15 protein-coding genes and 2 tRNA genes are annotated in these 14,238 nt (G+C 71.8%); 2 read left to right on the top strand and 15 right to left on the bottom strand.

Annotation, left to right across the window (positions count from 1 at the left end):
• Positions 1-132 precede the first annotated feature (132 nt).
• The 5 genes from LZ495_RS26000 to LZ495_RS26020 form a co-directional block, all read right to left on the bottom strand.
• Positions 133-765, bottom strand: coding sequence for a lysoplasmalogenase family protein (locus LZ495_RS26000; RefSeq protein ID WP_235055311.1), 633 nt, complete (start codon positions 763-765; stop codon positions 133-135).
• A 186-nt stretch (positions 766-951) separates the two neighbouring features.
• Positions 952-1,674 (bottom strand): gamma-glutamyl-gamma-aminobutyrate hydrolase family protein, encoded by a 723-nt coding sequence (locus LZ495_RS26005; RefSeq protein ID WP_235055312.1) that lies wholly within the window; start codon positions 1,672-1,674, stop codon positions 952-954.
• A 110-nt stretch (positions 1,675-1,784) separates the two neighbouring features.
• A complete protein-coding gene (locus LZ495_RS26010; RefSeq protein ID WP_235055313.1) occupies positions 1,785-2,549 on the bottom strand; it encodes a 3-oxoacyl-ACP reductase in 765 nt (254 codons plus the stop codon).
• Between the two features lie 69 nt (positions 2,550-2,618).
• Positions 2,619-3,986 carry an aldehyde dehydrogenase family protein gene (locus LZ495_RS26015; protein WP_235055314.1) on the bottom strand — a complete coding sequence of 456 codons (1,368 nt, stop codon included), beginning with the start codon at positions 3,984-3,986 and terminating at the stop codon, positions 2,619-2,621.
• A gap of 70 nt (positions 3,987-4,056) precedes the next feature.
• Positions 4,057-5,415, bottom strand: a complete 1,359-nt coding sequence (locus LZ495_RS26020; RefSeq protein WP_235055315.1) for a glutamine synthetase family protein — start codon at positions 5,413-5,415, stop codon at positions 4,057-4,059.
• 141 nt (positions 5,416-5,556) lie between these two features.
• On the opposite strand from LZ495_RS26020, the gene LZ495_RS26025 reads away from it, so the two are divergent.
• Positions 5,557-6,327 carry a FadR/GntR family transcriptional regulator gene (locus LZ495_RS26025; RefSeq protein WP_372498648.1) on the top strand — a complete coding sequence of 257 codons (771 nt, stop codon included), beginning with the start codon at positions 5,557-5,559 and terminating at the stop codon, positions 6,325-6,327.
• Positions 6,328-6,388: 61 nt separating this feature from the next.
• On the opposite strand, the gene LZ495_RS26030 is transcribed toward LZ495_RS26025, so the two are convergent.
• The 10 genes from LZ495_RS26030 to LZ495_RS26075 all read right to left on the bottom strand — a co-directional run bounded on the left by LZ495_RS26030 (position 6,389) and on the right by LZ495_RS26075 (position 13,415).
• The gene (locus tag LZ495_RS26030; protein WP_235055316.1) at positions 6,389-7,048 is read right to left on the bottom strand and encodes a signal protein; all 660 of its coding nucleotides are present in this window, start codon (positions 7,046-7,048) and stop codon (positions 6,389-6,391) included.
• A gap of 53 nt (positions 7,049-7,101) precedes the next feature.
• Entirely contained in the window at positions 7,102-7,557 is a 456-nt protein-coding gene (locus tag LZ495_RS26035; RefSeq protein ID WP_235055317.1) for an LppU/SCO3897 family protein, read from the bottom strand.
• A gap of 28 nt (positions 7,558-7,585) precedes the next feature.
• Entirely contained in the window at positions 7,586-8,227 is a 642-nt protein-coding gene (locus LZ495_RS26040; RefSeq protein WP_235055318.1) for a signal protein, read from the bottom strand.
• Between the two features lie 103 nt (positions 8,228-8,330).
• Positions 8,331-8,403, bottom strand: a tRNA-Ala gene (locus tag LZ495_RS26045).
• A gap of 39 nt (positions 8,404-8,442) precedes the next feature.
• Positions 8,443-8,515 (bottom strand) — tRNA-Ala (locus tag LZ495_RS26050).
• 110 nt (positions 8,516-8,625) lie between these two features.
• Positions 8,626-9,399, bottom strand: a complete 774-nt coding sequence (locus tag LZ495_RS26055) for a glucose 1-dehydrogenase (RefSeq protein ID WP_235055319.1) — start codon at positions 9,397-9,399, stop codon at positions 8,626-8,628.
• Between the two features lie 67 nt (positions 9,400-9,466).
• On the bottom strand, positions 9,467-10,417 hold the full coding sequence (gene lipP1, locus LZ495_RS26060; RefSeq protein ID WP_235055320.1) for a LipP1 family hormone-sensitive lipase: 951 nt from the start codon (positions 10,415-10,417) through the stop codon (positions 9,467-9,469).
• Positions 10,418-10,425: 8 nt separating this feature from the next.
• On the bottom strand, positions 10,426-11,205 hold the full coding sequence (locus LZ495_RS26065; RefSeq protein WP_235055321.1) for a glucose 1-dehydrogenase: 780 nt from the start codon (positions 11,203-11,205) through the stop codon (positions 10,426-10,428).
• Positions 11,206-11,325: 120 nt separating this feature from the next.
• Entirely contained in the window at positions 11,326-12,081 is a 756-nt protein-coding gene (locus LZ495_RS26070) for a glucose 1-dehydrogenase (protein WP_235055322.1), read from the bottom strand.
• A 185-nt stretch (positions 12,082-12,266) separates the two neighbouring features.
• Complete coding sequence (locus LZ495_RS26075; RefSeq protein WP_235055323.1) at positions 12,267-13,415, bottom strand: LLM class flavin-dependent oxidoreductase; 1,149 nt, start codon at positions 13,413-13,415, stop codon at positions 12,267-12,269.
• 110 nt (positions 13,416-13,525) lie between these two features.
• On the opposite strand from LZ495_RS26075, the gene LZ495_RS26080 reads away from it, so the two are divergent.
• Positions 13,526-14,137, top strand: coding sequence for a PadR family transcriptional regulator (locus tag LZ495_RS26080; RefSeq protein ID WP_235055324.1), 612 nt, complete (start codon positions 13,526-13,528; stop codon positions 14,135-14,137).
• Positions 14,138-14,238: the final 101 nt, after the last annotated feature.

Below are 14,238 nucleotides of genomic sequence, written 5' to 3' on the forward strand. Positions count from 1 at the left end.
TACCCGCTCAGCGCGGCCCGGTAAGCAGCAGTACGGCACGCATGGGGACAGGGTACCGCAGGGCGTCTGCCGGGCCCGGCGATATCCGCCGACGGGGTCCGGGACCGGTAGGGCCGAGGCCGGACGCGCTGCTCAGACGAGCGAGATCACGAGCAGGAACTGCGCCAGGTGGTACGAGACCGCGATGAGCGGTCGCGCGTAAGCGGTCGGCTCGCGGAAGCGGTTCCAGCCGGTGAGGGCGTCCGCGCAGTAGAACAGGAACGCGCCGGCCACCGCGGTCGGCTGCCCGGTCGCGGATGCCGCGACGACCATGAGGGACAGCACGCCTATATAGGCGACCACCGGGAACGTCAGCCGGGGCTCGGTGGCACGCACCCCGAGGACGAGGTGGACGGCGAAGCCGAGGGTGGCGACCAGGACCACGACGATGCCGGCCGCGGCCCACAGCCACGACCAGCCCACCTGCTGGAAGCCGACGACATAGGCGGTGTGGGCGCCGAGTGCGGCGGCCACCGCGGCCGGGAAGCGCCGCCGGTCGCCGGTCGGGAGCAGGTCGCGGATGAGCGACAGCCCGAGGGCGACGAGGAATGCCGCGCGCTGCCCCTGGCTGTTCGGGTCCAGGGCCGCGGCGGCGGCTATCAGGGCGGCCATGACCGCGGGCTTGGCCCGGCGTTCGAGGCGGGTGTCCTCGCGCCCGACCGCGACCCAGTCGACGACCGCCAGCACGGCGGCCATCGCGAACAGGGTCCAGGCGAGGGGGGTCATGACCGGCGACCATACTGAGTGGTAACCGGAGAATTCGCCTGTCCGGGCACTACGTCACGCAACCGTGATGAGCCCGAGTCCGGGCCGCGTTGTGGTGTGCGGTTCGCGCGGGCGGCGTACCCACGCGCGTACGCCGGGGCGCACGGAATGCGGCGAAACGCGGTGCTGCGCGCCCGCCTCGGCCCCTCAGACCCCGAGCGCGACCGTCTCCAGGCGGGCCTCGGCCGCGGCCACCACGCCGTGGAACGGGGACAGGTCCTCGTCCACTTCGGGGTGCCACTGCACCGCGACGGCGAACGGGTGGCCGGGGAGTTCGAGCGCCTCGACGATGCCGTCCGGGGCGCGCCCGGTCACCACCAGGCCCGCGCCCAGGGTGTCGACGGCCTGGTGGTGGTAGCTGGCCACGTCCAGTTCGTCGCGCCCGTACAGCTGCGCGGTACGGCTGCCCGGCACGAGCGCGACCGGGTGCCGGCCGTACTGCCCGGGCGCGGGCGCGTGCCGCTCGTCGCCGACCTGGTCGGGCAGGTGCTGGACCAGGGAGCCGCCGCGCAGCACGTTGAGGACCTGGAGGCCGCGGCAGATGCCCAGCACCGGCAGGCGCATGTCCAGGGCGCGTTCGGCCAGTGCGAACTCCGCGGTGTCGCGGGCGGTCCGGATGTATCCGGTGCGCTCGTGCGGCGTGCTGCGGTAGCGGGCCGGGTCGATGTCCCCGCCGCCCGCCACGATCAGCGCGTCCACGCGGTCGAGTGCCTCGGCCACGTCGGGCACCGAGGGCAGCAGCACCGGGAGCCCGCCCGCGGCGGCGACCCGGTCGACGTAGGCCTGCGGCAGCAGTGTCGCCTGGGTGTCCCAGGCGGCCCACTTGGCCTTCTCGCTGTAGACGCTGATGCCGATCACGGGGCGGGGCATACGGGGGACCACCTGTCTGGCCGGGTCGGTCTTCTGTGCGGATGTCCACAGTCCCGCGGCGGGCACCGGTACACCAGAGCCCGCCGCGGAAGCGTCGGTCACACGTGTTGTCACATGGGGGTGACGTACGCGCCCGAGATGCCGCCGTCGACCAGGAACTCCGAGGCGGTGATGAAGGACGCGTCGTCCGAGGCGAGGAACGCGACCGCCGCGGCGATCTCCTCGGCCTCCGCGAAGCGCCCGGTGGGGATGTGCACCAGGCGGCGCGCGGCGCGCTCCGGGTCCTTGGCGAACAGCTCCTGCAGCAGCGGCGTGTTGACCGGGCCCGGGCACAGCGCGTTGACCCGGATGCCCTCGCGGGCGAACTGCACGCCCAGCTCGCGCGACATGGCCAGCACACCGCCCTTGGAGGCGGTGTACGAGATCTGCGAGGTGGCCGCGCCCATGCGGGCCACGAAGCTGGCGGTGTTGACGATCGAGCCCTTGCCCTGGCGCTGCATGTACGGGATCGCGTACTTGCAGCACAGGTACACCGAGGTCAGGTTGACCTCCTGGACGCGGCGCCACGCGTCCAGGCCGGTGGTGAGGATCGAGTCGTCGTCGGGCGGCGAGATGCCCGCGTTGTTGAACGCGACGTCGACGCTGCCGTAGGCGTCGAACGCGGCCTGGTACATGGCCTCGACGTCGGCCTCGCTGGTGACGTTCGCGCGGACGAACAGGCCGCCGACCGCATCGGCGGCCGCCTTGCCGGCCGTCTCGTCGATGTCGACGCAGACGACGTTGGCGCCCTCGGACGCGAGGCGCTTCGCGGTGGCGAGCCCGATGCCGCTGCCGGCGCCGGTGATGACGGCCGTACGGCCTTCGAAACGCTTCACTGGGTCAGTCCTCCGTTGTGCTGGGGCGTGGTGCCGGGGGGTGCAAAGGAAGCAGGGGTGCTGGCCGGCTCAGTCCGAGGCGATGAAGACGTTCTTCGTCTCGGTGAACGCGGAGAGCGCGTCGGGGCCGAGTTCGCGGCCGAGGCCGGACTGCTTGAAGCCGCCGAACGGGGTCCAGTAGCGCACCGAAGAGTGCGAGTTGACGGACAGGTTGCCCGCCTCGACGCCGCGGCTGACGCGCAGCGCGCGCCCGACGTCGCGGGTCCAGATGGAGCCGGCCAGGCCGTACGAGGTGGCGTTGGCGATGCGCAGCGCGTCGGCCTCGTCCTCGAACGGGACGACCGCGGTGACCGGGCCGAAGATCTCGTCGGTGACGGTGCGGTCCAGCGGATCGGCCGGGGTCAGCACGGTGGCCGGGTACCAGAAGCCCTTGCCGACCGGGGCGGTGCCGCGGATCGCGACGGGCGCGTCCTCGGGTACGTAGCCGCGCACCCGGGCGAGCTGCCCGGCGGAGACCAGCGGGCCCATCTCGGTGGCCGGGTCGTTCGGGTCGCCGGCCCGGACCGCGAGGATGTGCGGTTCGAGCAGTTCGAGGAACCGGTCGTAGACGCTGCGCTGGACCAGGATGCGGCTGCGCGCGCAGCAGTCCTGCCCGGTGTTGTCGCAGAACGACATGGGGGCGGCCGCGGCGGCCTTCTCCAGGTCGGCGTCGGCGAAGACGATGTTGGCGCTCTTGCCGCCGAGTTCCAGGGTCACGCGCTTCACGCCGCCCGCGGCGCGCGCCATGATCTCCTTGCCGACCGCGGTCGACCCGGTGAAGACGATCTTGCGGACCAGTTCGTGGTCGACCAGTTCGCGGCCGGCCACCGCACCGCGGCCGGGGACGACCTGGAAGACGCCTTCCGGCAGCCCGGCCTCCAGCGCCAGCTCGGCGACCCGCAGCGCGGTGAGCGGGGTGAGCTCGGCCGGCTTGGCGACCACGGTGTTGCCCGCGGCGAGCGCGGGGGCGAGCCCCCAGCCGAGGATCGGCAGCGGGAAGTTCCACGGCACGATGAGGCCGACGACCCCGAGCGGCTCCTGGAAGGTGACGTCGATGCCGCCCGGGACCGGGATCTGACGGCCGGTCAGGCGTTCCGGGGCGCCCGCGTAGTAGTGCAGGACGTCGCGCAGGTTGCCGACCTCCCAGCGCGCGTTGCCGATCGGGTGGCCGGCCTCGGCGACCTCCAGTGCGGCCAGTTCGTCGGTGTGCGCGTCGACCACTTCGGCGAAGCGGCGCAGCAGCCGGGCCCGGTCCCCCGGGCTCACCGCGCGCCAGGCCGGGTACGCCTCGGCGGCCCTGCGCACCGCGGCGTCGACCGCGGCGGCGCTCGCCATCGGCACCTGGGCGACGAGTTCCTCGGTCGCCGGGTTGATCACGTCGAAGACGTCGTCGGCCATTGCGGCCCTTTCTCGGGTTCTCGTGCACCGGAGTTCTCGCCGGTGCTGAAGTCCTGGTTTTCCGGCGGGGCTACATGCGCTCGAACCCGCGGAAGAGCTCCCAGTCGGTGACGGCCGCGTCGTAGGCCGCCAGTTCGATCCGCGCGGCGTTGGCGTAGTGCGCGTGCACTTCGTCGCCGAACACCGTGCGGGCGAGCTCGCTCTTCTCCCACAGGTCCAAGGCCTCGCGCAGCGTGGTCGGCACGGTCTCCGCACCCGAGGTGTACGCGTTGCCGGTCTGCGGCTCGGCGAGCGGGAGTTCGTTCTCGATGCCGTACTGCCCGGCGGCGATCATGCCGGCCACCGCGAGGTACGGGTTGACGTCGCCGCCCGGTACGCGGTTCTCGACCCGCAGCGACTGCCCGTGCCCGACCAGGCGCAGCGCGCAGGTGCGGTTGTCGACGCCCCACTGCACCGCGGTGGGCGCGAAGGTGCCGGGCTGGAAGCGCTTGTACGAGTTGATGTTCGGCGCGTAGAGCAGCGTGAACTCGCGGAGCGTGGCGAGCTGCCCGGCCAGGAAGTGCTCGCCGGCCTTGGACAGCCCGAACGGCCCGTCGCCGCTCAGCACCGGCCCCGCGTCGGTGCGCAGCGACAGGTGGATGTGGCAGGAGTTGCCCTCGCGCTGGTTCGGCTTGGCCATGAAGGTCAGGCTCATGCCCTCCTGCGCGGCGATCTCCTTGGCGCCGTTCTTGTAGATGCTGTGGTTGTCGCACGTGGCGACCGCCTCGGTGTAGCGGAAGGCGATCTCGTGCTGGCCCAGGTTGCATTCGCCCTTGGCCGACTCGACGTACATGCCGGCCGCGGTCATCTCGTTGCGGATGCGGCGCAGCAGCGGCTCGATGCGCGCGGTGCCCAGCACGCTGTAGTCGACGTTGTATTGGTTGGCCGGGGTCAGGTCGCGGTAGCCGCGGCTCCAGGCCTGCTCGTACGTGTCGCGGTAGACCACGAACTCCAGCTCGGTGCCGACCATCGCGCGCTGCCCGAGGCCGGCGAGGCGGTCGGTCTGCGCCTTGAGGATCTGCCGCGGGGAGGCGACCACGGGGGTGCCGTCCGGCCAGGCCAGGTCGGCGAGGACCATCGCGGTGCCGGCGTTCCACGGGACCGGGCGCAGGGTCGCGAGGTCGGAGACGAGGACGAAGTCGCCGTAGCCCTTCTCCCAGGAGCTCATCGCGTAGCCGTCGACGGTGTTCATGTCGATGTCGACCGCGAGGAGGTAGTTGCAGCCCTCGGTGTGGTGCGCGAGGACTTCCTCCATGAAGTAGCGGGCGGACAGGCGCTTGCCCTGGAGTCTGCCCTGCATGTCGGTGAAGGCGACCAGGACGGTGTCGACCTCGCCGGCGGCGATCTCGGCGCGGAGCCGGTCCACGTCGTACGGCTGCTCTCCGGACACTGCCGCCCTCCCCTGCGTCACACTGCTCTCCCGTCGTCCGACATGCTCGTACCGGCGTTCCGGGCTATCCAATCTCATTGGTCTAACATCAGTCCATTGATTGGATGAAAGAATTCGGGACGGCGTCGAGAGGGGGATACCGTGCCGACTGATGCGGCCGACGCGGCGACGACCGGGTCCGAGTTCCGCGGCTGGAGCGATCCGACCGCGGATGCCGTGCTGCGCCCGGTCCGGGCCGGCAATGCCTTCGAGGAGACCGTCGAGCGGCTGATGGCCGCGATCAAGCTCGGCGTGGTGCCGCCCGGCGCCCGCTTCCCGGCGGAGCGCGACCTCGCGGCCCGGCTCGGGGTCAGCCGCATCACGCTGCGCGAGGCGCTGCGCGCACTGCAGCAGGCCGGGCAGGTCGAGGTGCGCCGCGGCCGGTTCGGCGGCACCTTCGTCACCGGGCCGCCGCCCGCGCCCGAACCCGGCGAGGCCCGCCGCCGCGCCGAGGACATGGGCCCCGCACTCGACGACGCACTGACCTTCCGGCAGGTCCTGGAAGTCGGCGCGGTCCAGGTGCTGGCCACCCGCGGCCTCGACGACGCGCAGCGCGAGGTGCTGCTGGCCCGGCTGGCCGCGGTCGACTCCGCGGCACCCGGCGACTACCGGCGGCTCGACACCGCGTTCCACCTGACGCTCGCCGAACTGGCCGGGTCGTCCTCGCTGACCGCGGCCGCGGCCGACGTGCGGATGCGGCTCAACGACCTGCTGAACGCGATCCCGGTGCTGGAGCGCAACATCGAGCACAGCGCGGTCCAGCACGCGGCGATAGTCGGCGCGGTCCTGGCCGGCGATCCGGAGGCCGCCCGCCAGGCCGTGGTCGAACACCTCGACGGCACCGCAGCACTGCTGCGCGGCTTCCTGGCCTGACCCCTGCCCCGGCCGATGCGGGCCCGTCCGGCGCGCCGGCGGCCCGGGGCCGGCATGGCGGTCAGGCCGTGACGGTGAGGGTGTACTCGACAGAAAGCTCCAAACCGCCCGAGGCACCGTCGATGCTGAGCTTGTGGACCCCCGGCTGAAGACCGGGAAGGGTGAACCACAACCCGCAGCCCAAGCCGGTGAAACGGCCGCGCTGCTGGGTCACCGGGTTCCCGGCGACCCCGGTGTAGCGGATCGGCTGCGCCTCGAACTTGCGGATGTCGACGGGCGCCCCGTCCAGAGTCACTTCGCCTTCGGCGGCGGCGATGAACTCCTCGCACTGCTCCCGGTCGGAGCACACCAGGTTCAGCAGCGGCCCGGCGATCGGACGCCCGGCCGGCACCGTGCAGGCGCGCTTGGCGACGCCGCCGAACGTGCCCGCCACGAACCAGACATCGTCGCTCTGGCCGACCGCGCAGTGCACCCCTGTGCGATCCCGCACCGGGTTGGTCGCGGTGGGCTGGGAGGCGGCCCAAGTCCACCAGCGGCCCTGCAAATCGGGTATCTCCTCGCCACCGAAGGCCGAGGCGGTGGGGGTGCCGCTCGCGTTCTGGGACGCCTTGCCGCTGTCCCTGGCGCTGGTGATGCTGCCGGCGGTGCCGCACGCGGTCGCGGAAAGAAGAAGCGCGGCGGTGCACGCAACAGCGAGCACGGAAGGGGATCGGCGAGTCACGGCGATCATGGTAGGCGGCGGGTCTGCTGCCGGCACAGCACGGTCCGGCGCGGTCAGCGCTGGTTGGTGGTCATGAGGATGCGCTTGCGCAGCGCGGTGAACTCCTGCTCGCCGAAGCCGTACGGGGCCAGCCCGACGCCTTCGAGGTCGGCCAGGTCGGTCGCGGGCGTCATCGTCAGGCACAACAGCGATGCGTCGCCGTCGACTTCGTCGCCCGTCCAGTGCAGTGTGACGAGGTAGCCGCTCTCGGCGCGGAGCTTCTCGCAGCGCTTCGGATCGCTCACGTCGGTGTAGCGGGTGATGACGCGCCACCGCGATTCCGGCTTCCCGCACGGCACCACGGACGGCAGTTCGGTCACCAGGTCCGTACCGCGCCATGCCGATAGGCAGTCCCCTGCCCCGGCCGCCGCCGACCCGCCCGGGCCGCCGATGACCCCGGCCGCAGCCAGTCCCGCGGCAGCCGCAAGCACGGCGCCGAGGCCGGTGTAGACCTTGTCTATCCGGCGCACGGCAGGGTCCGGGGTATCGGCACGGGAGTCACGCAGTGACGGTCAGGGTGTACTCGACCGAGGTCTTGTAGACGTCCGAGACACCGTGGATGTTGAGCTTGTGCACGCCCGGCTGGAGCGGGGCGAGGGCGAACCACAACCCGCAGCCCTGCTTGGCGACTTCGCCGGCCTCCTTGGTGAACGGGTTTCCGGCGACGGCGGTGAACGTGACCGCCTCGGGCTCGATCTTCTTGACGTCGACCGGGGCGCCGTCCAGGATCACCTCGCCGTCGGCGGAGGCGATGAAGTCGGTGCAGGCGGCGGGCGTGTCCGTGGTGACGTTGAGCAGCGGCCCGGCGATTGTCCGGCCCGCCGGGACGGTGCACGCGCGCTTGGCCTCGCCGCCCAACGTCCCGGCCACGAACCACACATCGCCGCCCTGGCCGACCGCGCAGTGCGCGCCGGTGTCGTCCAGCACGGGGTGGGTCGCGGTCGGCTGCGCGGCCGCCCAGCCCCACCAGCGGGCCTGCAGGTCGGGGATGTCGCCGACCGAGGCCGCGGCGGGGATCGGGGTGTCGGCGACGTCCTCGGACGTCTTGTCGTCGTCGCTGCTGCTGCAGGCGGTCGCGGACAGCAGAAGCGCGGCGGCAAGTGCGGCGGCGCCGGCAACGGCGGGGAATCGGCGGGTCACGGTGATCATCGTATGGGTGGGTCCGCGCTGCGGCTGGAGTCCGGGGGTACGAAAATCGGAAAACACCGAAGGCCGCCCATCGGGGCGGCCTTCGGTCCTTGGGTGGAGCTTAGGAGACTTGAACTCCTGACCCCCTGCATGCCATGCAGGTGCTCTACCAGCTGAGCTAAAGCCCCAAGGTGCCGTCATGAGTGACGGCCATTCAATTGTGAGAGTGGAGCTTAGGAGACTTGAACTCCTGACCCCCTGCATGCCATGCAGGTGCTCTACCAGCTGAGCTAAAGCCCCTCACCCGGACAACCGGTGTTCAAACCGATCGGCCAGGGATTACTTTACATGGTCGCCGTGGCATCTCATAACCGATACCCGGCAGGCGTCCGGTGCGGCATCGCCGCAGGTCAGTAGCGTCCCATCGGGGGCGTCGTACCGGCCATCATGCCGCCGTCCACGACCAGCTCGCTGCCGGTCATGTACGAAGACGCGTCGGATGCCAGGAACGCGACCGTCTCGGCGACCTCCTCGGGAGCCGCCACGCGGCGCAGCGGCACCGACGGGAACTTGCCCTCGCCGCGCTCGACGCCCGCCTTGGCGATCATCGGGGTGTCGATGACGCCCGGGTAGACCGCGTTGACCCGGATCCCGTACTCGCCGACCTCCAGCGCCACGGTCTTCGACAGCCCGCGCACCGCCCACTTGGACGCCCCGTACGCGGAGTGGGACGGCAGGCCCTCCAGGCCGGACTGCGAGGAGATGTTGACGATCGAGCCGGTGCGCTGCTCCTTCATGGCCGGCAGCACGGCCTGCATGCCGAGAAACACGCCCTGGAAGTTGACCCGGAAGATCTTGTCGAGGCCTTCGAGGGTCTCGTCCTGGAAGGCCTTGGTCCAGTAGATCGCCGCGTTGTTGACCAGGACGTCGATGCGGCCGAAGGCGTCCAGGGCGGTGGCCGCGACCGTCGCCCAGTCCTCGGGCGAGCCGACGTCGTGGCGGACGAAGCGGGCCGCGTCGCCGAGTTCGGCGGCGACCTTCTCGCCCTCTTCCTCCAGCAGGTCGGTCAGCACCACCTTGGCGCCGCGGGCCACGAAGAGGCGGGCCTCGGCCTCGCCCTGGCCGCGGGCTGCGCCGGTGATGATCGCGACCTTGCCGGCGAGCTGGTCGGCGAGCTGTGCCATGGACGTCACCTTTTCCGGACGGGACTGCGGACAGTACGGGGTGCCGGCGGGCAGGGCTGCCCGCCGGTCACGCGAGGGCCTTGCGCAACGCCTCGGTGGCGTCCGCGAAGGCGGCCGCGGCGCTGGGCACCAGGGCGCCCATGCTGATCGCGCCGTGGAACATGCCCTCGTAGACGCGGTACTCCGCGGGCACGCCGGCCGCGGCGAGCCGCTCGGCGTAGGCCACGCCTTCGTCGCGCAGCGGGTCGAGCGCCGGGGCGACCACGAACGCCGGGGCCAGGCCCGAGAGATCCTCGGCGGTGCCGGGCGAGGCGTAGGGGTGTGCGGGGTCGCCGTCCGGGCCGATGTACTGCCGCCAGAACCAGGCGAGTTGGGCCGCGGTGAGGAAGTAGCCGGTGGCGTTCTCGGTGTACGAGTCGGTCGCCCGGCGGTGGTCGACCACGGGGTACAGGAGCAGCTGGAACGTCGGCTGCGCGGCGCCGCGGTCGCGGGCCATGAGCGGGACCGCGGCGGCCAGGTTGCCGCCTGCCGAGTCGCCGGCGACCGCGACGCGCGCCGGGTCGCCGCCGAACTCGGCCGCGTTCTCGCGGGCCCATATGTAGGCCGCGTACGCGTCCTCGGCGGCGCCCGGGAAGCGCGTCTCGGGGGCGAGCCGGTACTCGACCGAGACGAAGACCGCGCCGGTGGCGTTGGCCAGGCTGCGGCAGGTCTGGTCGTGGCTGTCGATGCTGCACAGCACCCAGCCGCCGCCGTGCAGGAAGACCACGACGGGCAGCACGTCGGACTCTTGGCTGCCGAGCGGGCGGTAGATGCGCACCGGCAGATCGCCGCCCGGGCCCGGGATGATGCGGTCGCGGACGTCCGCGACCGGCACCACCGGGGCCGGCGACTTGGGTGCCGCACCGAGGAGGGCGCGGGCCTGCACGGCGTCGTCCAGTTCGGTGCCGACCTGCGGGAACACCGAGGTCATCGCGTCTATGAGGCCGCGGACCGCGGGCTCGGGGGGCGTTGCCGGCATGGGATGCGTCAGCCTTCCACGACGTTGCGGACGGTGGGGCCCGCGGTCCAGCCGCCGTCGACGGCGAGCTCGGCGCCGGTGACGTAGGAGGCGGCGTCGGACAGCAGGTAGGCGACCGCCGAGCCGACCTCGTCGGCGTCGCCGGCCCGGCCCATCGGGGCCTTGGGGTAGTTGCCCTCGCCGGGCTGGACGCCGACGACAGCCGTCATCGGCGTGTAGATCATGCCGGGGTGCACCGAGTTGACCCGGATCTTGTCGCCGGCCAGCTCGATCGCGGCGGTCTTGCCGATGCCGCGGACCGCCCACTTGGCGGCCGAGTACGAGCCGGTGTACGGCAGGCCCATGAGGCCGGCCGCCGAGGAGATGTTGACGATCGAGCCGCCGCCGGCCGCCTTCATGGCCGGGATCACGGCCTGCATGCCGATCCACACGCCGGTCAGGTTGACCTTGATGACCTTCTCGAAGTTGGCCAGGGTCTCCTGCGCGAACGGGCCGCCCGCGGTGACGCCGGCGTTGTTGACCAGTCCGTCGACCCGGCCGAACTCGGCCAGCGTGTAGTCGACGACGGCCTTCCACTGCTCGGGGTCGGTGACGTCGTGCTTGTGGAAGCGGGCGTCCGCGCCGAGCTCGGCGGCGGTCTTCGCACCGGCCTCTTCCTGCAGGTCGGTGATGACGACCCGGCCGCCGCCGGCCACGACCTGGCGGGCCGCGGCCGCGCCGAGGCCGCCGGCCGCGCCGGTGACGATGACGACCTTGCCCGCGAGGTTGGGGCCCTGGAGTTCCGCCATGGTGATCGCTTCCTTGCGTCGGACCGAGCTGGGCAGATGCCCACACATGCACAGTACAACTAAATGTCGTATGTCAAAAAGGACCGCACCGGGGACGGCGTGCCGGACCGGCCGGCCGGGTCAGCCCTTCATCGGGGGCACGATGCCGGACATCGAGCCGCCGTCGATCACGAACTCGGTGCCGGTCATCCACGAGGACGCGTCCGAGGCCAGGAAGACCACCAGCTCGCCGATGTCCTCCGGCTCGCCGACCCGGCGCAGCGGCACCGCGGGGAACCCGCCCCGGCCGCGTTCGACGGTCCGGCCGAGCATCGCGGTGTCCACCGCGCCCGGGTGCACCGAGTTGACCCGGATGCCGTCCTCGCCGAGCTCCAGCGCGGCGGTCTTGGTGAGGCCGCGCACCGCCCACTTGGACGCCCCGTACGCGGCGTGCCGCGGGATGCCCTGCAGGCCGGCCAGCGAGGAGATGTTCACGATCGAGCCGCCGCCGCGCTCGCGCATCGCGGGGACCACGGCCTGGATGCCGTGGAACGCGCCGAACAGGTTGACCTTGAGGATCTTGTCGAGGTTCTCCGCGGTCTCGTCCATCAGCGCGGCGTGCCGGAGCAGGCCCGCGTTGTTGACCAGGACGTCGACGCCGCCGAACGCCTCGACGGCGGCAGCCACCACACGTGCCCAGTCCTCGGCCGAGGACACGTCGTGCCGCACGAACAGCGCGGCGTCGCCGATCTTCGCGGCCGCGGCGCGGCCTTCGTCCTCGAGGATGTCGGTGAGCACGACCTTGGCGCCGCGCTCCGCGAACAGGCGGGCCTCCGCCTCGCCCATGCCGCGCGCGGCCCCGGTGATGATGGCGACCTTGCCGGTCAGGCTCGTCATGCTGCGGCACTCCCTTTTGCGCGTCGTGCGCCTCGGCGGCGCACTCCCCCGGGCTGGTCGCCGGGTTGCGGTGCGCCGGTACGGGGCCGCGCCCGCCGGCGGGTGCAGCCGTACGGATTACACAGGGGTCGGGCCGCCCGTTCCAGTCCTCCGCACCGGAACGGGCGACCCTGTCCGGGTCGGCGTCAGGCGCCGAGGGTGCTGCCGTACTTCTTGCGGAAGTGCGGGATGACTTCCTCGCCCCAGATGCGGATGGTCTCCATGCACGCCTCCTGCGGCACGGTGCCCATCTGGATGAGGCACATGATCTCGTCGGCGCCGGCGTCGATCAGCTTCTGCACGTAGCCGATCGCGTCCTCGGCGGTGCCGTACGCGTGGTTGAGGTTGTAGGTCGCGGTCGCGTTGACGGTGACCGGGATCTTGGCCTCGTGCAGCATGGCGACCTGCTGCTCGGCGGCCTCGTTCATGACCGCGACCTCGTCGCGGCCCTCGACGACGGCCTCGTCCGGGATGCCGGACTTACCGCCGGAGAACCAGTGCGCGATGGACTGCGCGAAGAAGCGCTGGCCGCGGGCGCCGATCTGGCGGGCCTTGGCGCCGTCCTCGGCGACGATCGTCGGGCAGAGCGCCACGAGGTGGTTGTTCTGCACGGTGGAGACGAACTGGCTGCCGTCGCGCGCCTCGACCGCGTCGCGGTAGATCTTGTTGAGGTTGGCGACCTCTTCGGGGCCGGCGAAGCCGAGCACCAGCGCGCCGACGCCCATGTTGGCCGCCTCGACGAGGCTGGGCTGCTTGCTGCAGGCCAGGAACAGCGGCGGGTGCGGGGTCTGCACCGGGCGCGGCAGGATCGGGTGCGGGGAGATCTTCAGCAGGTCGCCGTCGTACTCCAGCTCGTCCTTCTGCCAGGCGGCGCCGATGATGCGCAGCGCCTCCTCGACCTCGGCCTTGGTGCGCTCCATGTCGGCGCCGACCAGGCTGGTCTCCTGCAGCGTGCCGCCGCGGGCCGCGCCCACGTCCAGTCGGCCGCCGGAGAGGGTGTCGAGCATGCCGATGCGCTCCGCGACGCGCGCCGGGTGGTTGAAGTTGAACGGCATGCAGACCGCGCCGTGCGCGATGCGGATCTTGGTGGTCCGGGCCGCGACCCAGGTCAGGAAGATTTCCGGGGCGCTCATGTGCGAGTACCACTTGGTGGAGTGGTGCTCGACGGCCCAGATGCGGTCGAAGCCCATCTCCTCGGCGTAGACGGCCTGCTCGACCGAGTCGAGGATGACCTGCCGCTCGTGCTCGGCGGTCGGGTTGGCCATCTGGGCCTCGAAGATCATCGAGAACTGCATGCCGTACTCCTGGGGTCTGACGCGGAATACTCCAATTAGATGTATGACTGACTGCGACGTCAAGAGGCGAGCTGACGTAGAATCAGTTGAGTGAGAGGGAGGGACACCACATGACCGAGGCGACGGCCCCGCCGGCGGGGCTGCCGAAGCTGCCGAACACCGCGTGGGCGGTGCTCGGGCTGCTGTCCTTCCCCGGCGAGCGCTCCGGGTACGACCTGAAGAAGTGGGCCGACTCGTCGCTCCGGTTCTTCTACTGGAGCCCGGCGCTCAGCCAGATCTACACCGAGCTCAAGCGCCTGGAGCAGCTCGGCTTCGCGGTCTCGCGGATCGCCTCGCAGGACGAACTGCGCAACAAGCGGCTGTACTCCATCACCGAGGCCGGCCAGGCCGCGCTCGCCGCCTGGGCCCGGGACACCCCGGCCGGCCCGCCGGTGCTCAAGCACGGCGTCGCGCTGCGGGTGTGGATGGGCCACCTGTCCGAGCCCGAGGAGCTGCGCAAGACGCTCGTGGAGCACCGCGACTGGGCGGACCGGACGCTGGCCGAGGTGCAGGCGTCCGAGGACACCGCGCAGGACCGCTGGCCGTTCCCGGCGCTGGTGCTCAAGTGGAGCGAGCGCTACTACAAGGCCGAACGCGAGCTGGCCGAGGGCATGTTGGCCGATCTCGACGACCTTTTCGCGCACGGCGACGTGCACGTCGCGGAGCGCCCGCCCAGCAGCTGACGCGCCCGCGGGCCGCGGCAGGAGGCGTCCAGGACATGGCGAAGGGGGGGGGGCGGGGGGCCCCCCCCCCCGCGCGGCCCCCCCAGGGCCCCCCCCGGCGG

The organism is Yinghuangia soli (assembly GCF_021502675.1).
Classification (GTDB): domain Bacteria; phylum Actinomycetota; class Actinomycetes; order Streptomycetales; family Streptomycetaceae; genus Yinghuangia; species Yinghuangia soli.